Origin of the sequence: Pseudaestuariivita atlantica, assembly GCF_001205715.1 — a bacterium.
Classification (GTDB): Bacteria; Pseudomonadota; Alphaproteobacteria; order Rhodobacterales; family Rhodobacteraceae; genus Pseudaestuariivita; species Pseudaestuariivita atlantica.
The window spans coordinates 234,836-259,541 of the sequence record NZ_AQQZ01000003.1; the positions used below are offsets into that span (position 1 = coordinate 234,836).

A 24,706-nucleotide genomic window follows, 5' to 3' on the forward strand; every position below is an offset into this window, starting at 1 on the left:
TCCTACCACCGATTGAAAGGACCGATCCGATGGGCATTTTCGATTTCCTCTCAGGCGAATTCATCGACGTCATCCACTGGACGGACGACACCCGCGACACGATGGTCTGGCGGTTCGAACGCCACGGGCACGAAATCAAGTACGGCGCCAAGCTGACCGTGCGCGAAGGGCAAGCGGCGGTGTTCGTGCATGAAGGCCAGCTGGCGGACGTGTTCACGCCGGGCCTTTACATGCTCGAAACCAACAACATGCCGATCATGACGACGCTGCAGCACTGGGATCACGGGTTCAAATCGCCCTTCAAGTCCGAGATCTACTTCGTCTCGACCAACCGGTTCACCGACCTGAAATGGGGCACCAAGAACCCGATCATGCTGCGTGACCCGGAATTCGGCCCCGTGCGCATCCGCGCCTTCGGCACCTACACGATCAAGGTCGTGGACCCGGCGCGCTTCATGACCGAGATCGTCGGCACCGATGGCGAGTTCACCACCGACGAGATCAGCTTCCAGATCCGCAACATCCTTGTGCAGGAATTCTCCCGCACGCTGGCGGCGTCGGGCATCCCGGTGCTCGACATGGCGGCGAATACGCAGGAGGTCGGCCAACTGGTGGCCAAGGCGATAAGCGGCACGATGGAGCAATACGGCGTCAGCCTGCCCGAGCTTTATATCGAGAACATCTCGCTTCCGCCCGCGGTGGAAAAGGCGCTGGACGAACGCACCTCGCGCGGGATCGCGGGCAACCTCGACGAGCACATGAAGTGGAAAGCCGCCGAGGCGATGACCCAGCCGGGCAGCGCCGCCGGCCAGGCGATGGGCATGGGCATGGGTGCGGGCCTTGGCATGCAGATGATGCACCAGCAGGGCCCGTGGGGCGCCGCCCCGCAACCCGCTGCCGCTGCCCCCGCGCCGCCACCTCCGCCGGTCGAACATGTCTGGCACATCGCCGAGGGCGGCCAGACCAAGGGCCCGTATTCCAAGGCGCGACTGGCCGAGATGGCGGGCAATGGCGGCCTGACGCGGGAAACCTATGTCTGGACGCAGGGACAGGACGGCTGGAAGAAGGCCGAGGACGTGACCGAGCTGGCCCAGCTGTTCACCATCATGCCCCCGCCCCCGCCGCCCGGCGTGTAACCGCCGGTCGCGCTGGTGGCGCAGGCACGTTGCGCTAGGATGGCGGCATGTCCGGACCGGTGCAGACCTTCGACGTGATCGTGATCGGCGCGGGCCCGGCGGGCAGCGCCGCCGCCGCAACCGCGGCCCGCGCGGGTCTGCGCGTGGGTCTTGTCGACAAGCGCACGTTTCCGCGTGACAAGCTCTGCGGCGGGCTTCTGACCGGGCGCAGCACGCGCGCGGTCGAGGCGATCTTCGACATGGCCCTGCCACCGGACCAAGTTCTGGAAAAGCGCGACATCGACTTCCGGTTCAGGGGACGGCCCGCCGGAACGCTGGAAGACGCGCCGGCCATGTACCTCACGCAGCGCTGGGATTTCGACGCGGCGCTGGCGGCGCGCGCCGTTGAGCTGGGCGCGGCCGACCTGACCGGGCGGAAGGTGCAGGGGATCGAGCCCGAGGCGGGCATCTTGACGCTTGACGACGGGACGCGGCTGGCATGCGGCGTGCTGATCGGGGCGGATGGCGTGAACAGCCAGGTCGCGGCGCAGCTTTTCGGGCAGGCCTTTGACCGAGCCACCATCGGGTTCGGGCTGGAGATCGAGACGGGTGAGCCCCCTGACCCGCGAGCGCCCGTGCGCATCGATTTCGCGGCCTGCAACCGGGGCTATGGCTGGTCCTTTCCCAAACGGGACAGCACCACCATCGGCGTCGGCGGCACGTTGTCGCGGAACGACGCGATGAAGGACGACATGGCGGCCTACCTGCGCGCGCTGGACGTGGACGAAGGCTCCGTGAAGGTCAAAGGCCAGTTCCTGCCGTTCGGCGATTTCCGGCGGAACCCGGGCCGGGGCCGTGTCCTGCTGGCGGGGGACGCGGCCGGGCTGGTCGACCCGATCACCGGCGAAGGGATCGCGCATGCACTGCATTCGGGCCGGCTTGCGGCAGAGGCGGCGGGCAAGGCGCTGGCACAGGGCGCACCGGGTCGCGCCTTCGCACTCTACCGCGCGGGCCTGCGCCCGATCCATGCCGAGTTGCGCATGGCCAACCTCATCAAACCCCTGTTCTACAGCCCCTTTTTCGAACCCGCTTTTGAACGGGCGTTCCGCACGTCGCGCAGCCTGAAGCGCGATTACATGCGGCTTCTCGACGGGCAGGTCAGCTTTGGCCAGATCGCCCGACGGCTGGTGACGCGGTTTCCGCGCATGCTGTGGCTGGCCCTGACCGCGCGCAAAGGCGCGGCGCGCAGAAGGACCGGCCGCGCGACGGATACGTGAAACTTCCGCGCGGCGTGATACGTATGTGAAACAGGATGCCTTCGGACCTGACCCATATCCCGCCCCCCGCCTGGCGCCGCCTGACCGGCGCCGGGACGCTGCCGCGCCTGCCGCACAAGCGGACGGTGCTCAAGGTCATGCACTGGGCGATGCTGCCGTTTTTCGTGTGGTTCCTGTTCGCCGACCCGGACGCGTTGCGCCGGATGGGTCCGCGCGTCTTCCAGTTCCATTCGATGATGGGCCTCGGCTTCGTCGTGCTGGCGCTTGGCTGGACCGGGTTCTACCTGCGGCACGGGCTTCTCAGCCGTCCGGGGCCGAAACTGCCGGGATGGGCGCGGCCCGTGCATCGCGTGATGCATCACGCGCTGGTCTGGGGCGTGTTCCTCGTGGCGTTCGGGGGCTTCCTGCTGGGCCTGACCTCGTCCTTCCTGATGAAGGCCGGGGGCATCCTGCCCATCGCGCCGCCGCTGAACATGCCGCAGGCGAACCACCTGATCGGCCTCGTGCACACCTACCAGTTCTACGCGCTGGCGGCTCTGGTCGCGGGCCATGCGGGTTTCCATATCTGGCGGCATACCCGCCTGAAGGATCGCGCGCTGCGGATCATGGCGCCCAGGGCCCTGCATCGCTGGCTCTGACCGGCGCTGCCCTCTGGCCCCTGCCGCCATCCCTGCTATCTTGCGCGCAGCCCTAAGCCGGAGCGCCCTTGATGGACGAAACCTCTCCTACCGCCACGCTCGAGAACCACCGGTTTCCCTGCGACAATTGCGGGGCCGATCTGCGGTTCGATCCCGGTGCGGACCAGCTTGTCTGCGATTTCTGCGGCAACACGCAGCCGCTTGACGGGGCGGGGCCGTGGGGGCAGCAGGCGATCCGCGAGATGGATTTCCGCCGCGCACTGGCCGACGCGCTGCCGCTGGAGGACATCGAGGAAACCCGCGTCACCACCTGCCCCAACTGCGCCGCGCAGGTCGAGTTCGACCCCAACGTGCACGCCGCCGAATGCCCGTTCTGCGCGACGCCGGTGGTGGCCGATACAGGGGCGCACCGGCATATCAAGCCCAAGGGCCTTCTACCCTTTGCCTTCGACGAGGCGGTCGCGCGCAAGGCGATGACCGACTGGCTGGGCGCGCTGTGGTTCGCGCCGTCGGGCCTGCAGGAATACGCGCGCAAGGGACGCCGGATGCAGGGCATCTACGTGCCCTACTGGACCTTCGATGCCGACACCAAGTCCGCCTATTCCGGCGAGCGCGGCACCGTCTATTACGAGACCCGCACCGTCATGCGCGACGGCAAGCGCGTGCAGCAGCGCGTGGCCAAGGTGCGCTGGACGCCCAAGCGCGGCCGCGTCGCGCGGTTCTTCGACGACGTGCTGGTGCTGGCGTCGAAATCGCTGCCCAAGCGATTCACCGACGGGCTGGAGCCGTGGGACCTGTCCGCGCTGGAACCCTACCGGCCGGAATTCCTCGCCGGGTTCCGGGCCGAGGGGTATTCCATCGACATCGACGCGGGCTTTCACGAGGCGCGCGCGTACATGGACCAGATCATCGCGCGGGACGTGAAGTTCGACATCGGCGGCGACCGGCAGCGCATCCACTCCATCGAGACCGACGTGAAGGATGTCACGTTCAAGCATATCCTGCTGCCCGTCTGGCTCGCGGCCTACAAGTATCGCGGCAAATCCTACCGTTTCGTGGTGAACGGGCGCACGGGCCGGGTGCAGGGGGAGCGGCCATGGTCGGCGATCAAGATCACGATTGCCGTCGTGCTGGGCCTGATCGTGGCCGCCGGGATCGGCTATGTCATCGCGGTGAACCAGTGACCGGGGCAGAGGCGTTCTCGGCGCTGCTGCGCCGCCGCTGGTCCTGCCGCGCCTTCCGGCCCGACCCGGTCCCGCGCGAGGTGATCGCCGCGATGGTCGACGACGCGGCGCGGGTGCCGACATGGAACAACGTGCAGCCCTGGGGCGTGATCGTCACCCAGCCGGAAGAGACCGAGAGGTTTCGTCAGCACCTGCTGGCCGAGGTGCCGAAGGCGAGCCCTGCCCCGGACCTCGAATTCCCCAAACGGTACGAGGGCATCTACAAGCAGCGCCGCTTCGACTGCGCGATGCAGCTTTACGAGGCGGTGGGCTGTGTCGGGGACCGCGAGGCGTCGGCCCGGCAAAGCATGCGCAACTTCGCGCTTTTCGACGCGCCGCACGTGATGATCCTGCACAGCCCCGTGGCGCTTGGCCCCTATGGCGCGCTCGATTGCGGCGCCTTTGCCACGGCCTTCGCGCTGGCGGCAGAGGCGCGCGGGCTGGGGTCCATCGTGCAGGCGGCGCTGTCGACCTTCAGCCCGCTGGTGCGTGGCTTCTTCGACATTCCCGAGGATCGGATGATGGTCTGCGCGGTGTCCTTCGGGCACCCCGACCCCGACGATCCCGTCAACGCGTACCGCACCCCGCGGGCCCCGGCATCAGAGGTAATAGACTGGCGATGAGAGCGCTTTTGCAACGTGTGACCGAGGCGTCCGTGACCGTCGCCGGAGAGGTGATCGGGCGGACGGGTCCGGGCCTTTTGATCCTCGTCTGCGCCATGCCCGGCGATGACGAGGCGGTGGCCGACAAGCTGGCCGCCAAGATCGCCAAGCTGCGCATCTTCGCGGACGAGGCGGGCAAGATGAACCTGTCGCTGAAGGATGCGGGCGGCGGCGCTCTGGTCGTGTCGCAGTTCACGCTGGCCGCCGACACGTCACGCGGGACACGGCCCGGATTTTCCTATGCCGCGAAACCCGACGATGCGCGGCGGCTATACGAGCATTTCGCGGGGTCGCTGGCGGGGCTGGGTATTCCTGTCGAGACGGGCGAGTTCGGCGCGGACATGGCGGTCGCGCTGGTCAATGACGGGCCGGTGACGATCTGGATGGACAGCGACGGGTAGGCTACCCGGCGCTCTGAACAAACCTGGCAGACGGGCCGCGGCGCGTCGATCTTTGGCCGCCGCTGCGCGATTTATGTCTGCCAAGTCCGCACTCCGCCCCACTGATGCACCAAGACCAGCCGGATCGACGTGCCGTGGGGGCGGCCCGTCGATGCGCGGCGGGCTGACGCCCTTGATTCCGCGCGGTCGGTCAGTGGCCAGACCGGTCGCCCCTCAAGGCTCCCGTAAAGCCTCCCTCGACTTGTAGAGCGGTTTCATCAGGTACTGCATCACGGTCTTCGCGCCCGTGTGCAACTCGACCGAGGCCTGCATGCCCGGTCGCAGATCGATCCGCTGCTGGCGTTCGGTCAAAGCCGTCAGATCGACCTTCACCGTCACCTTGTAATGCGGATCGCCGTCCGGGTCGCGCGCGCGATCATCCTTGAACGTATCGGACGAGATGAAATCGACCCGGCCCTTCAGCGACCCGTAGATCGTGTAATCATAGGCCGACAGCTTGACCGTGGCCTCCTGCCCGCGCCGGATGTTTGCGATGTCCTCGGGGCGCACCCGCGCCTCGACCCGCAATTCGTCGCCAAGGGGCGTGATCTGCAGGATCTCTTCACCGGGCTTCACCACCCCGCCGATCGTCGTGACATGCAGCTTGTTCACCACGCCGTGCAACGGGGACGTCAGAACCGTGCGGTTCAACTGGTCCTCGCTGGCCTTGAGGTTCTGCTTGAGCGTCGCAAGCTCCTTGAGCACGTCGGAATAGTCCTGCGCGCGGTCAAGCTCGGTCTGGGTCAGCACCTCGTCGAACTTGATCTGCGCGTCGGCATGGGCCTTGCGGGCGCGGGTGACCTCGATCAGCGCCACGACCTTCTTCTCCAGAAGGTCCTCCATCAGCGCCCGTTCGGACGCCGCCTGATCCAGCACCCGTTGCGCGCCTTCGCGGCGGGAGACGAAATCGGATTGCCGCGCATTCAGCAGCGCACGTTCGGAGGCCACGATCTCGGGCGCGTGGGCCGCCCAGCCGGTGGGCACGGGGAAATCGAACATGCCGCCCAGTTCAGCCTCGAGCCGCAGGCGTTTGACTTCCAGCGCGACGATCTGGTCCTTCAGGTCGTCGACCGAAGACTGGAACGCGACGCCCTTCAGGCGCGCCAGCGTGTCACCGGCCAGCACCTCGTCGCCTTCCTTGACCAGCAATTCCGACAGGATGCCGCCTTCGAGGTTCTGGATGATCTGCGGGCGGGAGGCGGAGATGATCTCTCCATCGGCGCGGACGATCTCGTCCAGCCACGCCATCGACGCCCAGATCACGAACCCGAACACCGCCGCCGCGATCAGCCAGACCACCGCCGACGCGCCCGCGTCGCGCGCTTCAAGCTGTGCCGCGAGGTTCGTCTGTGCCACGGCCATCAGCCCGCCCTCCCCGTCTTGACGCCTGCCAGATGCGCCAGCACCTCTTCGCGCGGGCCATCGACCGCCATCCGCCCGTTCTGCAATACAAGCGTGCGGGAGGTCAGTTCGACAATCGGCATCCGGTGGGTCGCCACGATCGCCGTGCGCCCCTGCAACCAGCCCTCAAGCCGCGAGATGAGCGTTTTCTCAAGCGTCTGGTCGAGCGCCGCGGTGGGTTCGTCAAGAAGGCAGACCTTGGGGTCCTGCAACCACAACCGCGCCCAGCCGATCGACTGCCGCTGCCCGACGCTAAGGCCCTGCCCGCCATCGCCGATTTCAAGGTCGAGCCCCTTGGGATGCGCCTTCACGAAGGGTCCGAGACCCGCGAAATCGAGCGCCTGCAAAAGCCGCGCATCGTCGCGTTCCAGGAGCGTGAGGTTGAGGTTGTCGCGCAGCGTGCCGGCGAAAAGGCGCACGTCCTGCCCGAGGTATCCCACCAGCCGCCGCACATCGCGCGGCTCGATCTGGCCAAGGTCGGTCCCGTCCAGAAGGATGCGGCCCGAGGTTGGCGCGTAAAGGCCCGACAGCATCTTCAGCAGCGTGGACTTGCCCGACCCGTTGGTGCCCAGCACCGCCACCTTCTGACCTGCGGTGATCTGCACGCCCGGCACGTCGACGACCGTCGCGCCATCCTCGCCATAGGCAAAACGCACCTCGCGCAAATCGAACGCGCCCTGGATGGCGTCGCGGCGCAGGTAGGTCCGGCCCTCGTCCGCGTCCTGCGGCGCGTCCACAATCTGGTCGAGCGCAGTGAGCGCCGATTTGACATTGCCCCAGCGCGCCATGACGCCCGCCAGTTGGGTGAGCGGCGCCAGCGTGCGGGAGGTCAGGATACCAACCGCGATGATCGAGCCCACGGTGAATTCACCCGCGAAGACAAGGAAGGTGCCCGCGATCACCGCGCAGACATAGGTCGCCTGCTGCACGCCCTGGCTCCAGAACGACAGGGTGGAGGCGAGCTTGCGCTGGTCCGACGACTTGAGCGCCGACAGGGCCGTCAACTCGGTCCAGACGCGGCGGATGCGATCCTCGGCCCGCTGCGTCTTGACGGTGTCGAGGTCATAGATCGATTCCTGCAAGAGCCGCCCGGACTTGATCGACGCGCCCTGCATTTCTTCGGTCAGGCGGATCATGCGGCGCTGCATCAGGAAGGACGGCAGCACCATCAGAAGGCCGCCCGCGATCAGCACCCAGACCACCGGCCCGGCGATCGACGCGACAAGCAGCAGGAAGATGAAGATGAACGGGATGTCGGCGATGGTGCCGATGGTCGCGGCGGTGAAGAATTCGCGGATCGACGAGAATTCGCGCATCGTGCCGAACACCTGAGACGGCGCGCGGCCTGCCACGTCGGACCGCATGCCAAGGATACGCTCCATCAGCATCTGTTGCAGCGACAGGTCGATCTGGCGGCCCACGTTGTCCATCAGGCGCGCGCGCGCGATCTTGAGCCCCGCTTCGAGCAACAGCGCCAGCCCGGCCCCCGCCGCCAGCACCCAGAGCGTCGCCTGGCTTTGATGCGGGATCACGCGGTCATAGACCTGAAGGGAGAAAAGCGCGACGGCGACGGCCAGAAGGTTCGCCACGAAAGAGCCGATGGCGACCTCGCCGAAGTACCGCTTGAAGCGCGGGAACTCGGCCCAGAACCAGTGTGCCTTGCGCGGTGCGGGCGCGTGGGCGCGGGCGATGTCGTCAAGCGTCGCCTCGGCCCGGACGAGACGCCCGGCAAAGAAGGGTGCGAATTCGCTGACCGGAACGTCCACGCGGCTGTCGGGTGCACCGGCTTCGTAGATGGTGACGGACGTGTCGGTCTGGCCCAGAACCAGCACCACCTGTCCGCCCGTCATCTCGGCCAGTGCGGGCCACGCGGTTGCGTCGAGCGTCGGCGTCTCACGGATCTCGGCCACCAGCCCGGCGGCCCGCAATCCGGTGACCAGCGTCTCGACGCTGCCTTCGTCGGTCGCGGCGCGGGTCATGCCGTCGACCAGGTCGCGCGCGACGGCGTCGGTGCCCAGAAGACCCGCATAGACGCGCAACAGGTCGGCGCGGGCGGTCAGGCGCTTGGAATATTTCTGTTCGGCCCGTGGCGGGGTGGAGGAGTTGACCGGCGCGGGTGTCGGCGCGGCGCTGACCTTGACGGGTTTGGCCGCCGTCAGTTTCAGGTTCGCAGGCTTCGGTTGCGGCGCGGGTGTGGCCGCCTCGGGCGCCGGGATGCGGCGCGGCGGGATCGGTTCGGGCTTGCGCGCTTTCGGTTGCGCATCCGCCACCGGCGCGGCCTTGCGCACGGGTGCCGCCGTCAGCTTGGGCCCCTGCCCCGCCGGTTTGACCTTTTTCGTGGTCAGCTTGGCCGCGGCCGGTTTGCGCACGGCCTGAAGCGCCCCCGCCATCGCCTGCGCGACTGGAGACAGGCCCAGCGGCTTGCCCGTCCCGCTCATATGGCGCTGCCGTCGGCCAGACGGCCCAGTTCGCGCGCGATGTCGATTTCGACGCGGGCCGCTTCGAATTTGAGGGTGATGCGTTTTTGTTCGGCCTGCGCATAGGTCTCGTAGACGCCGACCACGTCCATGACCTTGCGCGTTCCCGCCTCGAACTGCGTCTGGAAGAGGTCGAGCGTAACCTTGGCCTGCCGCGCAAGTTCGTCTGCCTCCGCCGCCTGCCGTCGCTTGGCCGCAAGCGTGGCGTCGAGGTTGCGCATGGTGCGTTCGGCATCCTCGCGCGCTTCGGCCACCTGCCGCTTGGCGGCATCTTCGGCCAGCGCGATGGCCTTGAGCGTCGCGCCCGTGCCCGCCCCGATCAGGCTGTCACCGGCGATGCGCAGGGCCCCCGACGACCCGTCGCTGCCCACCTGCCCCGAGGCGGTGAGACCCGGAAGCTGGCCGGCGCGGTCGATGCGGGCCTGCGCGATCTTGCGCGCGGCCTCGGCCTCTGCCTGCAAAAGCGCGAGCGACTGGTTGCCGTCTGCCGGGACGCGCACGCGCGTGAGGCCCCGCACGCCTGACAGGGGCTTGGCGGACATCGCGTTCAACTCGGCCAGCGCGGCGGTTTTCATTTCCTGGCCGCGCGCGCCGTCGGCGCGGATCTGTGCAAGCTTGTGGCGCAGCACATTGAGGTCGGACAGGTCCGACACGCCGCCCGCGACGCGCTGTTCCATGACCCATTCGAAATGCGCCATTTCCTTCAGCGTCTGCGCCGACAAGGCTGCCGTTTCGCGCCCTTCCTCGGCGGTCACGTACAGGTCCAGCGCCTCCGCCACCCGGCCATTGGTGTCGTCGGACAGGACAACGGCCGCGACCTCGACATCGGCCTTGGCGAATTCGCGTTCCGCCTTCTTGCGCCCGTTGTCGAACAACACCTGCTCGACAATCAGCGAGGCGACGAAATCTCCAAGCGATGTCAAGGAGATGTTGGGACCGATCCGGGGAAGCCAGTTCTTGGACGCCGCCGTCGCGCGCAGTCGCGCCGCGCGCAATTCGGCCTCTGCCGCGCGAGAGCTTGCCGCCAGTACCGCGTCCGCCACCTGCCCGTAAGAGGATTTCGACGACAGCGCCGAAGAGCGCGCCTGAAGCGAGCGGATGATGACCGATGCCTCGGCCTCTTTCTGCCGGGCGACGGCTTCCCTGGCCGCCTGCCGTTCCGCCGCTTCGGGGGATTGGGTGCGGAACCGCGATACCTGATCGCCGTCCCCGCCCTGCATGCAGCCCGCCAGCCCGATCCCGGCCACAAGGCACACTGCTCCTGTCGTCCACCTGCCCATGTTCACACACCGCCTCAAGCCTGACCGATTGTTTGGTGCCCGGAGCGGGAGATCTTCTGCCTCCCTGACCCGGCGGTCAGTAAAATTCTTCTGGTGGCGCGGCCCGGATCGTTGGCCGGACCGCGCCGGGTATCAGATCACCACGTTGGTGATATCTTCCTCGATCCGGACGGTACCGTCGCCCAGGTCGTAGACATTGAAGGTCGTGCCGTTCTCGGTCACCTGTCCCACATGGGTGGCGCCGCTGATCGTGACCTGGTCGTCGGCCCCGCCATAGACGGTCAGCGAGTCGCTGTTCGACGACAGCGCCTGCAACTGTGCATCGGTGATCGTCAGTTCGGATTCGTCGGCGAACTGGAGGTCGATCGCCTCGACATTGTAGGCGCCGAGGTTGGGGTTCGTGACGTTGACCTGCTGGTTGCCCGTCTCGTCGAGGACAAGGTAGGTGCCCGAACTGTTGCCCGCGTCATCCTCTGTCGTGACGACGAGGTGAGAGCCGTCCGGCACCGCCGTGTCGAAGAACATCGAGGTGCGGCCAAGTGCGGCGATATCGACCTGCGTGTGATCCACGTCGGTGATGCTGCCGTCCGACTGGACGTGATGCACGTCCTGCGCGTCATCCGATGCCTCGACCGAGATGCCCAGCACGTTCCCGGCAAAGTCCTCGGTATAGGTGGTGATGCGGGACGCTTCGGGTGCCACCGTGTCGACCGCCACGGATTGCGTGATCTGCGCGGTGTTGCCCGCGGCATCGGTCGCCGCGATCAGGACGTCGGCGGTGTATGTGCCCGCGGGGATCGCGGTGGGCGGCACGGTGACCGACCAGTTGCCCGCGGCATCCACGGTCGCGACCAGCGTCGTGCCCTCGAACGTCACGTTGACGGAGGATCCGGCCTCCACCGTGCCCGACAGGACCACGCCCGCGGCGGCTTCGGCGGCGTTGATGACATCGTCCGATGCCACCGGTCCGTCCGCGTCCAGTTCATTGACGAAGGTGTCGACGTCGAGCGCTCGGGTGCGCGTGTCGACGTTGCCCGCCCGGTCCGTCGCGGTGACGGTGGCCATGGTGGCATATTCACCGGCCGCGATGTCGGTTGCCGCGAAATTCACGGTCCAGTTGCCTGCCGCGTCCACGGCCGCCGCGCGGGTCACGCCACCCAGTGCGACCGAAACGCTCGACCCGATTTCCACGGTACCGGTCAGGGTGACGCCATCGGCGGCCTCGACCGCGTTGATCACGTCGTCGCCTTCCACCGGCGCGGGCGCGATCACGAAGTTGTCCACCACGGTGTCGACCTGCACGCTGTCGGTGCGGGTGATGACGTTGCCCGCCGGGTCGGTGCGTATCGCCACGATCTCGGCCAGGTAGGTGCCTTGCGCGACCTCTCCGGCGGCGAAGTCCGCGCGCCAGTTGCCGCCGCCATCGGTCATGACCGTGCGGGTCACGCCCGCAAGGGTCACCTGCACCGACGCGCCCGCATCCGAGGTGCCGACGATGGTCACCCCGTCCGAGGCTTCTACGAAGTTCACCACGTCGTCGCCTTCGACCGGGGCCGGGCTGATTTCAAGCATCCCGGCAACCGTGTCGACCGAGACCTGCGAGGTCGCGGTGTCGACATTGCCTGCCGGGTCGGTTGCCGTGGCCGTAACCTCGGCGGTGTATTCGCCCGCCGGGATCGCGTTCGGCGGGAAGGTCGCCGTCCACCCTCCCGAGGCGTCGACGGTCGCGTTCATCACCGCGCCCGCGAAGCTGACCACAACGGTCGAGCCCGGTTCGGTCGTGCCCGACAGGGTCATGCCCGTCGCGGCCTCTTCGGCGTTAATCACGCCGTCGGCGCCGCCGGTGGTGGAAGTGATGGCGTGGTTGCGCACGTAGGTGTCGACGTCGATCTGGCCCGTCGCGGTGGAGCTGTTGCCCGCCGCGTCGGTGGCGACGGCGGTGACGTTCGCCACCGTCTCGCCCACGGGGAATTCACTGGCCGAGAAGTTCGCCGTCCAGTTGCCCGCCGCGTCCACGACAGCGGTATGCGTCGTCAGCCCCACGGTGACCTGAACGGTCGAACCCGGCTCGGTCGTGCCGGTGAGGACGACGCCATCGGCCTGTTCGACCTGGTTGACCACGCCGTCGCCTTCCACGTTGGCCGTGGCCACCGTGACAGAGGCCTCGGTATCGACGTCCAGCGTGCCCGACGCGGTGGCGCTGTTGCCTGCCGCATCGGTGGAGGTCACGCTGATCGGCGCGGTGTAGGTGCCTTGCGCGATGTTCGAGGACGGGACAACGATCATCCACGTGCCGTCCGCACCGGTCACGCCGGTATAGGTGGAGCCGCCGAACGTCATCTCGATCGTGTTGCCGGGCTGCGAGGTGCCGGTGACCGGCACGCCCATATGCGCCTCTGCGGCGTTCACGAGGTTGTCGCCCGCCAGCGTCACGTCGATGGCAACCGCCGTTTCGGTGTCGATGTGGAAGGTATGCGTGGCCGAGGCGCTGTTGCCTGCCGCATCGGTCGAGGTGACGGTGACCGGCGCGTCATATTCGCCCGGCGTCACGTCGGAGGATGCGTAGGTCACGCTCCACGTCCCGTCGGCGCCGACGGTCGTGGTTTGCGTCACGCCGCCCAGCACCACCTCGATCGAGGCGCCGGGATCGCCGGTGCCGGTCAGGACCAGCCCGTCCGCGACCTCTGCCGCGTTCGCGATGTTGTCGCCTTCGACATCGGTGTCGATGGAGACCGCGTTGACCGTGTCCACCCGGACCGAGCGCATGGCGGTCGCCGTGTTGCCCGCCGCGTCGGTCGAGATGACGGTGATCTGCGCGTCGTATTCGCCCGCGGGCACGTCCACGGCGCTGAAATCAACGCTCCACGTGCCATCATCCGCCACGGTGGCGGGCAGCGTGACGTCGCCCATCGTGACCATCACGGTGGAGCCGATGCTGGTGGTGCCGGTCACGGTGAAGCCCGCCGTCGCCTCGGCCGCGTTCACGACATCGTCGCCGGTGATCGCGTCGGCGCTGATCGTCACCGCGTTCACGGTGTCGATGCGGAAGGTTTCGGTGTGGGAGGACGAGTTGCCCGCCGCGTCGGTGGTCGTGGCGGTCACCGTCACGTCGTATTCGCCGCCGGGCAGTTCGTTCGCCGGGATATCGAGCGTCCAGACCCCGTCATCGCCGACCACCGCCGTGCCCGAATAGCCGCCCACCGTGATCGTCAGGGTCGCGCCGGGTGTCGAAGTGCCGCTGACCTGGAAGCCGGCCGAGTTTTCGTCCGCGTTTACAACGCCTTCGCCGCCGACATTCTGCCAGTCGATGGTGATGGGATGCGGGATCGTGTCGATCTCGATCTCGTCTTCGACGGTGGTCGAGTTGCCGAAGGCATCCGTGGTCACGATGGTCACCGGCAGGGTCAGTTCGCCTTCGGGCAGTTCACCCACGGCAAAGACGACGGCCCAGTTGCCGTCGGCATCGACGACCGTGGTGTGGGTGACGCCATTGGCGGTGACGGTGACGGTTGCGCCCGCCTCGCCCGTGCCGCCGACTTCGATGCCGTCGCTGTAATCCTCGGCATTGGTGATGTCGCCCACCGACACGACGCCGTCGTTCAGCGTGATGTCCGGCGGGGTGGTGTCGATGGTAACCGTCGGACCGGTCAGCGTATGGGTCGTGCCGCCGGGATCGGTGATGACCACCCGGATGTCGTGGTCGCCATCATCGGGGAAGGTGCCGTCGACGAAGGTCGCGGTCCACGTGCCGTCGTCCCCCACCACGGTGTCGACCGTCTGGTTGCCGATGGTGATGGTGACGGTGCTGCCGGTTTGCCCGGTGCCGCCAACCGTGATCGTCTGGTCGTCGTCGGAATCGTCACCGCCGATCACGACGGTGGTCGTGGGCGTGTCGAGCGTCGGCGTCACGGTGCCGCCGCCATTGCCGCCGCCCCCGCCATTGCCGCCGTCGCCCGCAAGCCCCGCCACGGCAAGACCCGCCGCCGCGCCGCCCGCCAGAAGGCGGCCGATCCCGCCGCCACCGAGCAGACCCGCAGCCAGCATCGACACGCTGTCACCCTCTGCCGCCAGTTCGGCGGACAGGATCTCGGGCCGGTCGAGGAAGATCAGGTCGTCGTCGGGGCTCCACTTGCCCCAGGCCTCGGTCGGGCCGTAATTGGCGAACAACACGCCGTCCGAGGACGCGTCGAACGTGACCTCGTTCAGGGCACCATCCGCCGACAGGAACAGCCGCGATTGCGGCGCGCCGTCATCGCCGAAATAGTCATCGATCACGAGGATACGGCCATCGGCCAGCGTGATGACCAGCTTGTCGCCGTCCCGGAAATACCCGCGCAGATCGCTTTGGGCGAGGTTCAGCGAGACTTCGCGACCTGCTCCGCCTTCGATCCGCGTCTGTTCGGCATCGACTGCCACAATGCCACGTTCAATGCTGCCCGCACCACTACGGACCACGAAATCAATCGCGCTCATGAAACCACCGCTCTTACCTCAGGGCCGCCTCTTTTCGGGCGTGCCGCGTTTTTGCTCTGCCATTTCGTTACCGCAATTCCGCCACATTCGCTAGCGTTTTATGAGGATTCCCGAATTGGCCGGATGGCACGAATGCAATTGCGGCAAAAATGGCACCATTCGCCCCAGTGGATTGCGTTTCCTCAACATGATGTGGCTGCCGCTAGGGCAATCCGCTGGCGTCGCGGGCAGATTTGGAACGGTGGAGGGGAAATTCGGCGGCTATTTCACCTCCACGGCGGCGCCCGTGCGGGCGGAAAGCTGCGCCGCCTGCCCCATTTCGACGGCGCGCGCGCCGTCGATCAACCCGACCTCGGGCGTTCCGCCCGAGCGCACCAGTTCAAGGAAACGCGCGTGCTGGTAGAAGGTCGACCCGTTGTGGTCGCCGGCGTCGAGGATGGTGGGATCAACCGGGATCTCGACCATCTGTGGGCCTTTCGGGTGGCGCGGCGAGACGATCACCTGCGGCACCGGCGGCACACCGAGGTGCGTGGGCCAGAACCGGCCCGGTCCGGGCACCAGCGCCTCGATCTTGCCCTTGGGGCCGACGGCGCTGATCTCTTCCTGGTAGCGCGCACCTTCGGCGTACATGCACAATTCCAGCATGGCGCGCGCGCCGCTGTCGAAATCGACGATGACATAGGCCGTGTCCCAGATGTCGGGCACTTCGCCGTCATAGGCTTCGGACAGGTGGTTCACCTCCTGCCCCGCGCTGGCCATGATCCGCACCGGTTCGGCCTTCAGGATCAGGCGCATCAGGTCGAAGAAGTGGCAGCATTTTTCCACCAGCGTCCCGCCCGTGTAGCGGTTGAACCTGTTCCAGTCGCCGACCTTGGGCAAAAAGGGAAACCGGTGTTCGCGGATCGTCAGCATCTTGACCCCGCCGGTCGCCGCCTCGACCTGTTCGATCAGCGCCTGCACGGGCGGCATGTAGCGGTATTCCATCGCCACCCAGATCGGCGCGGGATAGGACGCGCCCAGATCGCGGACGCGCCTGGCATCGTCGGGATCGGTAAAAAGCGGCTTTTCGATCAGCAGCGGCAACGGGTTGCGCGCGGCGATCTCTTCCAGCTGCGGCACGTGCAGGTAGTTGGGCGAGGCGACCAGCAGGCAATCCAAGTCGTCGCGGGACAGAAGCGCCCAGACGCTTTCCATCATCTCGGCGCTCGGCGCGATGGCCTTGGCCGCCGCGCCCATAATCTCGTCCGGCTCATAGATGGCCGCGACCCGCGCGCCGTTCAGAAGCGCGATGTTGCGCAGGTGCTCCTGCCCCATCATGCCACAGCCGATGATCCCGTAATTGATGACCTGCGTCATGCGTCCCTCACCTGATGCGCGCGACATATGTCGCCACGCGTGTGTCGATCCAGTTTCTCGAAGCCTCGACGGCCTGCCCCCGGTGATCCCAAGAGACCCGCGTGATGCAGACGCACGGCGCCCCGGTCGCAACCCCGAATGTCGGCGGCGCCCAGTCGGGCACCGGCGCCAGCCCCACGCGGTCCTCGGCCTGCGACACCCAGAAGCCCAGCTTTGTCCGGTAATGCAGGTACAGCGATTCCGACAGGTCCGCCGCGCTTAGCGTCCCGGTGCGGTCGCCGTCGAGCCAAATCTCTTCCAGCACCGCCACCTGCCCCGACAGCGAGCGAAGCCGCCGGATGCGGTGCCCTTCGGCGGACGGCCCGAAATGCGGCAGGTCGCGGGGTTTCGAACGGCGGTCGACGGACAGGACCTCTGCCGTGGGAAGGCCCCCGCCTTCGAGCAGTTCGACGCGGAACAGCGCATAGACGTTGTCGGGGTGATCGGGGATGCGCACGTAATTGCCCGACCCCTGCCGCCGTTCGAGGAACCCGCGCGCGGTCAATTCGGCCAGCGCCTTGCGCAGGGTGCCGACCGATGTGCCAAGCGACGCCGCCAAGTCCCGTTCGGGCGGCAACTTGTCACCCTCGATATACCGGCCCGCCGCGATCTCGCGGATCAGTAGCTCGCTCAGCTGAACGTAGATCGGCAGGGTGGCGTGGTCGGGCATCTTCGTGCGGTGCAACAATTGATACACTATTGATCTACATGAACGCCAATGCTACGCAAGGTAAAAGTGCTGCCAAACCAGAGTCGTGCATGACAATCGTACCCATTACCTCGCCCGATCTGGACGCTGTCGAAGTGTCGTGGTTTTCAGCGCTGTGTTCCGACGATTACCAGTTCCTCGGCGTGCCGGATGGCGCGTTGCGGTCGTCATGGGCGCATTGCCGCGACATTGTGCTTGAGGCCGAGGCGCAGGGGTTTCGCAACATCCTGTGCCCCTCGTCCTACCAGGTGGGGCAGGACACGCTGTCTTTCGTCGCGGGCTGCGCGCCGCTGACGTCGAAAATCAACATGCTGGCCGCCGTCCGGTGTGGCGAGATGCAGCCCATCATGCTGGCACGCACCATCGCGACGCTGGATCACATGATGGAAGGCCGCCTGACGGTGAACATCATCTCGTCCGACTTTCCGGGTGAGAAGGCCGACAGCGCCTATCGCTACCAGCGCTCGCGCGAGGTGGTCGAGATCCTCAAGCAGGCGTGGACGCAGGACGAGATCAACTACCAGGGCGAGGTCTACCAGTTCGAGGGCCTCACCACCGATCCCGCGCGCCCCTATCAAACCGGCGGACCGCTTCTTTATTTCGGGGGGTATTCGCCTCCGGCGCTCGACCTGTGCGGGCAGCATTGCGATGTCTACCTGATGTGGCCGGAAACCAAGGACATGCTGGAAGGCCGCATGAAGGCCGTGAACGCGGTGGCGGAAAAGTATGACCGCACGCTCGACTATGGCCTGCGCGTGCACATGATCGTGCGCGATACCGAGGCAGAGGCACGCGAATACGCCGAATACATCGTGTCCAAGCTTGATGACGAATACGGACAGCTGATCCGCAACCGCGCGCTCGACAGCACGTCGCTGGGCGTTTCGCACCAGGCGCGGGCGCGGGAGCTGGCGGACCAGTTCGGATATACCGAACCGAACCTCTGGACCGGCGTGGGCCGGGCGCGGTCGGGCTGCGGCGCGGCGCTGGTAGGGTCGACCGACCAGGTCCTGTCCAAGCTGGAAGAGTACCAGAAGATGGGCATCCGCGCCTTCATCCTGTCGGGCTATCCGCATATCGACGAGGCCCGCCATTTCGGCAGCCGCGTCCTGCCGCAGATGAAGACCTGTTCGCTGCCGCAGGCCTATGGCCGCGTGCCCGAAAGCGCCCCCGACACACCCCTAGCCGCCGGAGAGCGCCGCTGATGGACCGAGTTTCCCTGACAGATGATCTGAGCTTTTCGCGCCTTGTCTACGGCATGTGGCGGCTGGGTGACGATGCCGACACCTCGCCCGCCCATGTGCGCGCCAAGATCGACGCCTGCCTCGACCAGGGGATCACCACCTTCGACCAGGCCGACATCTATGGCGGCTACGAGGCCGAGGAAATCCTCGGCACCGCGATGACGCCCGACTTGCGCGGCAAGATGGAAATCGTGACCAAGTGCGACATCGTCGCGCCCGCGGGGCGGTATTCGGATGCGCGCGTCAAGTATTACGACACCTCGCGGGCGCATATCCTTGCCTCGGTCGATCACTCGCTGCGGTTGATGAAGATCGACCATATCGACACGCTGCTGATCCACCGCCCCGACCCGATGATGGACCATTTCGAGACCGGCGCCGCGCTGGACGAGGTCGTGGCCTCGGGCAAGGTGCGCACCGTGGGCGTGTCGAACTTCAAGCGCCACGACTGGACGCTGCTGCAATCGGCGATGAAGACGCCGCTGGTGACCAACCAGATCGAGATCAGCGTGCTGCACCACGTGCCCTTCACCAACGGTGACGTCGCCTACCTGCAAGAGGCCGGCGTGCCGATCATGGCGTGGTCGCCGCTGGCGGGCGGCGCGCTGTTCGAAGCGTCGAACGCCGGATTGCGCGATCTTCTGTCCAAAATCGGGGCGGATCACGGCGTGGATGACACGGCGGTTGCCGTGGCGTGGCTTCTCGCCCACCCTGCGCGGATCATTCCGGTGATGGGCACCAACAACCTCGACCGGATCGGGCGGATCGGCGATGCTGCGAAAGTCGGCCTCGACCGGCAGACGTGGTTTGAAATCTATACCGCGGCGCTAGGTCACGAGGTTCCCTGATGTCGATCGAGCTGCGCCACCCCATGACCCAGACGTTCCAGCCCTCTCCCGACACAGCGCGCGACCTGCGCGATGCCCTCGGGCGGTTCGGCACCGGTGTCACGGTGGTGACCTGCACCGATGACGAGGGGCCGCTGGGGATCACCGCCAACAGCTTTGCCAGCGTGTCGCTTGACCCGGCGCTGGTGCTCTGGTCGCCGGCGAAGGCATCGAAACGCTATGCGAGCTTTGCCGCGGCGAAATCGTTTGCCATCCACATCGTCGGCGCCGACCAGCACCACCTGTGCCACCGCTTCGCCCGTGACGGGCGCGCGTTTGACGGTGCCGAGTGGCGCACTGGCCGGGACGGCGCCCCCATTCTGGACGGCGCGCTGTCGGTGTTCGAATGCACGACGCACGCAATGCACGACGCGGGCGATCACACGATCATCGTCGGACGGGTGGACCACGTGACCACCGGTTCCGGCGCGCCGCTGCTGTTCTACGGCGGCAAATACGGAGGGTTCACCGAGCCCGACTAAATCGCGCGACCCGGTCAGACCAACCAGAAACCGGGCGCCACGAAGGGAGGAGAAACGGCCATGCCTGCGCTGCTTGCGCTTCTGGCGCCGTTCCAGTTTTTCAACGACCACGTGCTGCGCGTGGGGCGCTGGATCGCGGTTGTCTGCATCGCGCTGATGGTTGTCTTCATCCTGATCCAGGTGTTCTTCCGCTACGTGCTGAACAACGCCCTTCCCTGGCCGGACGAGGCCGCGCGGTTCATGATGCTGTGGATGACCGGGCTGATCGCGCCCTCGGCCTATCGCCGGGGCGGGTTCGTGGCGATCGACATGATCGAACGCGCGCTGCCGGTGTCGATCAACCGCCTGCTGACGCTTGCGCTGCTGGCCCTGTCGCTGATGGTGCTGCTGGTCGCGGTGCAGCACGGCAACAAGCACATCACCTCGGGGTGCCTCTTCAAGACGTCGACGCTGTGGCTGCCGTTCAAGTTCGAATTCAACGTGCCGCTCTGGCCCACGAACCTCGACCTGACGCTGTGCACCCGCCAGAACTGGACCTTCGGGTTCGAATGGGGCTGGCAGAAGATGCCGCGCGCGGTTGTCTTCGCCTCGCTCTACGTGGGTGTGATCCTGCTGATCGTGGTGAATATCGAGCTGATCCTGCGGCAGGTGATCGCCCTTCTGGGCGGGTCCGGGCGGCTGCGCTCCTTCGACGATCCAAACCTGCAGAATTCGGGGGGCTGACGCATGCTGATCTGGTTCCTGCCGCTTTTCCTCGTCTTCCTGATGATCGGCCTGCCGGTGTTCTTCGGGATGCTGGCAGCCCCCGGCATCCTATTGATCCTCAACGGGCAGGAGCGCGACGTCGCGCTGCTTTATCGCAATGTCTACAACGGGATGGACAGCTTTCCGCTGATGGCGATCCCGTTCTTCATGCTGGCGGGTGAGTTGATGAACCGCGGCGGCATCACCGAACGGCTTGTCGAGTTCAGCCAGGCGTTGATGGGCCACCTGCGCGGCGGGCTGGCGCAGGTGAACATCCTGTCCTCGATCCTCTTTGCCGGTCTGTCCGGCTCCGCCGTCGCCGATACCTCGGCGCTCGGGTCCATGCTGATCCCCGCGATGGAGAAAGAGGGCTATTCCCGCCGCTTCGCCGCCGCCGTGACCGCCGCGTCCTCGGTCATCGGGCCGATCATCCCGCCTTCGGGCATCATGATCATCTACGCCTACGTGATGGGTGAATCGGTCGCCGCGCTGTTCCTCGCGGGCATCGTGCCGGGCATCCTTGTGGGCGTGGGCCTGATGATCATGGTCCGCGTCACCGCCGACCGCTACAACCTGCCCGCCGCCAAGCGCGTGGTCCTGTCTGACGCCCCGCTCAAGAAACGGGAATCGGTGTTTTCATGGGTGCTGATCCGGCTGAACCTTGGCGGGCTTCTGTATCTTTTCGTCCCGCTGTCGTCCGAGGCGGACACGTTCCTGAAACTCGGCGCCTTCGCGATCTGCCTCGCCGCCGTCCACGCCTTCCTGATCTACCTGCGCCGCTCGGTCAGCCCCGCGTTCCGCCTGACCTGCAAACGCGCCGTGGTGCCGCTGCAGACGCCTATCCTGATCCTCGGCGGTATCCTCATCGGCATCTTCACCCCGACCGAGGCCGCCACCGTCGCCGTCGCCTATGCGCTGGTCGTTGGGTTCGTGATCCTTGGCACGATGCGCGCGAAGGACCTGCCGCAGATCCTGATGAACGCGGCCTCGACCTCGGCCGTGGTGCTCTTGCTGGTGGGATCGGCGATGGCGTTCAAGACCGTCGTGTCGCTGTCCTACGCGCCGCAGATCATGGCGGAGTTCATGCTGTCGCTGTCGGAAAACCCGCTGATCCTGCTGTTCCTCATCAACCTGCTCTTGTTCGTCGTCGGCATGTTCCTCGACGCCGGTCCGGCGATCATCATCCTCGGGCCGATCCTCGGGCCGATCTTCGTCGACCTCGGCGTGCATCCCGTCCACTTCGCCATCATCATGAGCGTGAACCTGACCGTGGGGCTGGCGACGCCACCCATGGGACTTGTGCTGTTCGTCGCCTCGTCGGTATCTGGCGAAAAGGTCGACAGCATCGCCCGCGCCATCCTGCCCTTCCTCGCCATCGAGGTCGTGGTGATCTTCCTGATCACCTACATCCCCGCCATTTCCATGACGATCCCGCGTCTCACCGGGTTCGTCCAATAACCTTGTGGGGTGCGCGTTTTTTGCGCACCCTGCCCTTACCAGAGCATCTGACAACAGGGAGACCCACATGCTCAAATATCTTACCAGCGCGGCGCTTGCCGCGACCATGGCCTTCGGGGCCGCGGCGACGGCATGGGCCGACGCGCACGCGATCACCCTTCGCGCCACGGCGAACTCGAACGAGAACGACGAGGATTACGACGGTCTCGTGGTCTTCAAGAACTACGTCGAGGCGGCCTCGAACGGGTCGATCAACGTGGAACTGTTCATCGGCACGCAGCTGTGCGGCAACGGCACCGAGTGTCTGCAGGGCATCGCCGACGGCACGATCGACATCTACATCTCCACCTCGGGCGGCGCGTCGGGCATCTTCCCGTTCGTGCAGGTCCTCGACCTGCCCTACCTGATGGCCGATGACCGCGTGGCCGAAGCCGTGCTGCAATCGGGCACCGGCTTCATGGACACCATGAAGAAGATGACGATGGAAAACTCCGGCGGCGCGATCCGCCTGATGACCGTCGGCAACACCGGCGGCTGGCGCAACTTCGCCAACACCAAGCGCCCGATCCAGAACCCCGAGGACATGGCCGGCCTCAAGATCCGGACCGTCGTCGCGGACCTGCCGCAGGAACTGGTCAAGGCCCTTGGCGCTTCGCCCACCCCGATCCCGTGGCCGGAGCTCTTCACCTCGTTCCAGACCGGCGTTGTGGAAGGCTCGAAGAACGGCATCACCGACATCATGAACATGAAGTTCCCCGAAGCGGGCCTGCAATACGTCACGCTTGACGGCCACGCCTACATGGGCGCGCTGTGGTTCATGAACAACGACCGCTTCATGTCGATGGACGAAGCCCAGCGCCGCGTGATCGTGGACGGCTTCTACCAGCTGCAGCAGGCAACCTTCGCCTCGCCCAAGCGCAAGTCGATCCAGGCGTATGAAGACTTCGTCGCCGGTGGCGGCAACCTCTATGTCCCGACGCCCGAGCAGAAAGCGGCGTTCAAGGCAGCGGCGGCCCCGGTTTACGACTGGTTCAAGGCGAACATCGACGGTGGCTCCGCCATCTTCGACGCGCTGACCGCCAGCGTGGCCGAGGTTGAAGCAGACCTGGAAGCGGTGCGCGCAGCCGACACCCAGTAAGCGCAAAGCCTGTACAATCGAAGGGCGGCCCCGGCGGGCCGCCCTTTTTCGTGCGCGGTTCCGATTACTGCGACACGGGCACCGTCGACACTTCGACCGCCTCGTTCAGGAACAGCGCGGGCGCGCAGGCGGGATCGACGTCGATCGTCGCCTCCACATACTGGGTTTCAAGATCGGCCTCGGTATCGAGATGGCTGATCGCGCCCTTGCAGACATCGCCATTGACCCGCGTGAACGTCACCTCTCGCCCGACGGCCACGCCGCCCGGCGCGGTCGCGGACAGGGTACCGATCAGGAAGTAGATCTCGATGCTTTTCTGGTCGGGCGCATAGATCTGGGCCGCGCGGGCGCCGTCCTGCACGCAATCGCCAACCGTCGCCTCGAACCCCACCAGCACACCGTCGAACGGTGCGGTCAGGGTCAGTTCGTCGAGGTTGATCTCGGCCGTCTGGACATCAAGCTGCCCGATCTCCAGCGCGATATCCGCCCGCACCTTGGCGGCCTGCGCGTTGGCGATGGCCTCTTCCGCGCGGTCCGCGGCAAAGCGCGCGTCGAGGTAGCGCCGCTCGACCGTTTCCATCGTGGTCTCGTTGATCAGGCCCCGCCCGAACATCACGCTGTTGCGCTGGAATTCCTCCTGCACCAGCGTCAGTTCCTGCGCGCGGCGGTCATTGTCCGCCCGCGCCGATGCGACGGCAAGCTGGCGCTCGCTCACCGCGGCGGCCAGTTCGTCCACCCGCGCCCGCGCGGTGCGCAGGGCCAGCTGCGACAGCCGGTCATCCAGCCGCACCAGCACCTCGCCCGCCTGCGCCACCCGCGCACGTTTCGCGGTTTCCGACACCTCCACGATGCAACCCCGCGCGCCATAGCTGAGACCCGCCATGTCGGAAGCGCGCACCGTGCCGAAATAGGTCTGGGCCGGGATCGCGGACAGCGTTTGCCCGGTCGTCTGGGCCGAGGCGCCAAGCGGCCCCACCGTCATCGCGATGGCCGCCAGTATCCTAGTCGTCGCGCGCATCTGTCATCCCTCGCCGCTGCCTTGCGAGGAAACCTTAGCACGGAAGTCCGGACCCGCCACATGCGCGCTGATCACGAGGCCTCGATCCCACCGGAAAACGCGCCATTTCAGCGCAGGAAGAGGCCCCTTGCGGGTTTTGCTTGCGACCCCGCGCCGGCGGGGCGACACTCAACGAAACGGGTACATCCAGACACGGTAATCGTCGATCAACTCATGCGACTTCTCGATCTCCTCCCGCGTCATCTTCTTGACCACTTCCTCCTGGCTGATCGCCGCGTCCGGATCGCCCCCGATCGCGCTGAGGACGTACCACATGTAGGCGCGGATCAGGTCCGGCGCGGGCATGCCGATGCCGACCTCGTAATACCAGCCGACACCGGATTGCGCGCCGGGATGGCCCTTCATGGCGCTGCGCAGGTACCAGTCGAAGGCGCGGATCGGGTCCTTCTCGACCCCGAGGCCAAGTGCGTACATCACGCCGATCAGCTCCTCGGCATCGGCATTGCCGGACCGGGCCGCGGGCCAGAGCGCGGTATAGGCTTCCTCGAACTTCCCGGCCTCCATCAGGTCGCGCGCTTCCTCGATCTCGGAAAGTGCCGGAGAGGCGAGAAACGCCAGCGTTATCAGAAACTTCTTCATGCCCTG

The 24,706-nt window shown here is 66.5% G+C and carries 20 protein-coding genes; 12 read left to right on the forward strand and 8 right to left on the reverse strand.

Annotated features, from left to right (window positions below):
• The first annotated feature begins 29 nt into the window (after positions 1-29).
• From ATO11_RS07750 to dtd, 6 genes are all read left to right on the forward strand, one after another.
• The gene (locus ATO11_RS07750; RefSeq protein ID WP_050530273.1) at positions 30-1,136 is read left to right on the forward strand and encodes an SPFH domain-containing protein; all 1,107 of its coding nucleotides are present in this window, start codon (positions 30-32) and stop codon (positions 1,134-1,136) included.
• A 47-nt stretch (positions 1,137-1,183) separates the two neighbouring features.
• Positions 1,184-2,392 carry a geranylgeranyl reductase family protein gene (locus ATO11_RS07755; protein ID WP_242601382.1) on the forward strand — a complete coding sequence of 403 codons (1,209 nt, stop codon included), beginning with the start codon at positions 1,184-1,186 and terminating at the stop codon, positions 2,390-2,392.
• A 35-nt stretch (positions 2,393-2,427) separates the two neighbouring features.
• On the forward strand, positions 2,428-3,030 hold the full coding sequence (locus tag ATO11_RS07760) for a cytochrome b/b6 domain-containing protein (protein WP_082176211.1): 603 nt from the start codon (positions 2,428-2,430) through the stop codon (positions 3,028-3,030).
• Between the two features lie 71 nt (positions 3,031-3,101).
• Positions 3,102-4,214 (forward strand): TFIIB-type zinc ribbon-containing protein, encoded by a 1,113-nt coding sequence (locus ATO11_RS07765; RefSeq protein WP_050530274.1) that lies wholly within the window; start codon positions 3,102-3,104, stop codon positions 4,212-4,214.
• Entirely contained in the window at positions 4,211-4,876 is a 666-nt protein-coding gene (locus tag ATO11_RS07770; protein WP_050530275.1) for a nitroreductase, read from the forward strand. Before ATO11_RS07765 ends, ATO11_RS07770 begins: the two co-directional genes overlap by 4 nt.
• A complete protein-coding gene (dtd, locus tag ATO11_RS07775; protein ID WP_050530276.1) occupies positions 4,873-5,316 on the forward strand; it encodes a D-aminoacyl-tRNA deacylase in 444 nt (147 codons plus the stop codon). Before ATO11_RS07770 ends, dtd begins: the two co-directional genes overlap by 4 nt.
• A gap of 213 nt (positions 5,317-5,529) precedes the next feature.
• On the opposite strand, the gene ATO11_RS07780 is transcribed toward dtd, so the two are convergent.
• The 6 genes from ATO11_RS07780 to ATO11_RS07805 all read right to left on the reverse strand — a co-directional run bounded on the left by ATO11_RS07780 (position 5,530) and on the right by ATO11_RS07805 (position 17,051).
• The gene (locus ATO11_RS07780) at positions 5,530-6,717 is read right to left on the reverse strand and encodes a beta-barrel domain-containing protein (RefSeq protein ID WP_207382947.1); all 1,188 of its coding nucleotides are present in this window, start codon (positions 6,715-6,717) and stop codon (positions 5,530-5,532) included.
• Positions 6,717-9,194 (reverse strand): ATP-binding cassette domain-containing protein, encoded by a 2,478-nt coding sequence (locus tag ATO11_RS07785; protein WP_242601383.1) that lies wholly within the window; start codon positions 9,192-9,194, stop codon positions 6,717-6,719. The genes ATO11_RS07780 and ATO11_RS07785 overlap by 1 nt, the downstream gene beginning before the upstream one ends.
• Positions 9,191-10,513 (reverse strand): TolC family protein, encoded by a 1,323-nt coding sequence (locus tag ATO11_RS07790; protein ID WP_050530278.1) that lies wholly within the window; start codon positions 10,511-10,513, stop codon positions 9,191-9,193. The genes ATO11_RS07785 and ATO11_RS07790 overlap by 4 nt, the downstream gene beginning before the upstream one ends.
• Positions 10,514-10,645: 132 nt before the next feature.
• A complete protein-coding gene (locus tag ATO11_RS07795; protein ID WP_110553607.1) occupies positions 10,646-14,986 on the reverse strand; it encodes an Ig-like domain-containing protein in 4,341 nt (1,446 codons plus the stop codon).
• Between the two features lie 261 nt (positions 14,987-15,247).
• Positions 15,248-16,342, reverse strand: a complete 1,095-nt coding sequence (locus ATO11_RS07800; RefSeq protein WP_050530280.1) for a Gfo/Idh/MocA family protein — start codon at positions 16,340-16,342, stop codon at positions 15,248-15,250.
• A gap of 7 nt (positions 16,343-16,349) precedes the next feature.
• A complete protein-coding gene (locus ATO11_RS07805) occupies positions 16,350-17,051 on the reverse strand; it encodes a GntR family transcriptional regulator (protein ID WP_050530598.1) in 702 nt (233 codons plus the stop codon).
• A gap of 89 nt (positions 17,052-17,140) precedes the next feature.
• Between ATO11_RS07805 and ATO11_RS07810 the strand changes: the two genes are divergently transcribed.
• The 6 genes from ATO11_RS07810 to ATO11_RS07835 all read left to right on the forward strand — a co-directional run bounded on the left by ATO11_RS07810 (position 17,141) and on the right by ATO11_RS07835 (position 23,043).
• Positions 17,141-18,295, forward strand: a complete 1,155-nt coding sequence (locus tag ATO11_RS07810; RefSeq protein WP_050530281.1) for an LLM class flavin-dependent oxidoreductase — start codon at positions 17,141-17,143, stop codon at positions 18,293-18,295.
• On the forward strand, positions 18,295-19,182 hold the full coding sequence (locus ATO11_RS07815) for an aldo/keto reductase (RefSeq protein WP_050530282.1): 888 nt from the start codon (positions 18,295-18,297) through the stop codon (positions 19,180-19,182). The genes ATO11_RS07810 and ATO11_RS07815 overlap by 1 nt, the downstream gene beginning before the upstream one ends.
• Positions 19,182-19,703 carry a flavin reductase family protein gene (locus ATO11_RS07820; RefSeq protein ID WP_050530283.1) on the forward strand — a complete coding sequence of 174 codons (522 nt, stop codon included), beginning with the start codon at positions 19,182-19,184 and terminating at the stop codon, positions 19,701-19,703. The genes ATO11_RS07815 and ATO11_RS07820 overlap by 1 nt, the downstream gene beginning before the upstream one ends.
• 60 nt (positions 19,704-19,763) lie before the next feature.
• Complete coding sequence (locus tag ATO11_RS07825) at positions 19,764-20,426, forward strand: TRAP transporter small permease (protein ID WP_050530284.1); 663 nt, start codon at positions 19,764-19,766, stop codon at positions 20,424-20,426.
• Positions 20,427-20,429: 3 nt separating this feature from the next.
• Complete coding sequence (locus tag ATO11_RS07830) at positions 20,430-21,905, forward strand: TRAP transporter large permease (protein WP_050530285.1); 1,476 nt, start codon at positions 20,430-20,432, stop codon at positions 21,903-21,905.
• A 67-nt stretch (positions 21,906-21,972) separates the two neighbouring features.
• A complete protein-coding gene (locus tag ATO11_RS07835) occupies positions 21,973-23,043 on the forward strand; it encodes a TRAP transporter substrate-binding protein (RefSeq protein ID WP_050530286.1) in 1,071 nt (356 codons plus the stop codon).
• A gap of 64 nt (positions 23,044-23,107) precedes the next feature.
• Here ATO11_RS07835 and ATO11_RS07840 read toward each other — a convergent pair whose 3' ends face one another.
• Positions 23,108-24,061, reverse strand: coding sequence for an HlyD family secretion protein (locus ATO11_RS07840; RefSeq protein ID WP_110553609.1), 954 nt, complete (start codon positions 24,059-24,061; stop codon positions 23,108-23,110).
• A gap of 168 nt (positions 24,062-24,229) precedes the next feature.
• Positions 24,230-24,700 (reverse strand): tetratricopeptide repeat protein, encoded by a 471-nt coding sequence (locus ATO11_RS07845; RefSeq protein WP_050530288.1) that lies wholly within the window; start codon positions 24,698-24,700, stop codon positions 24,230-24,232.
• Positions 24,701-24,706 lie beyond the last annotated feature (6 nt).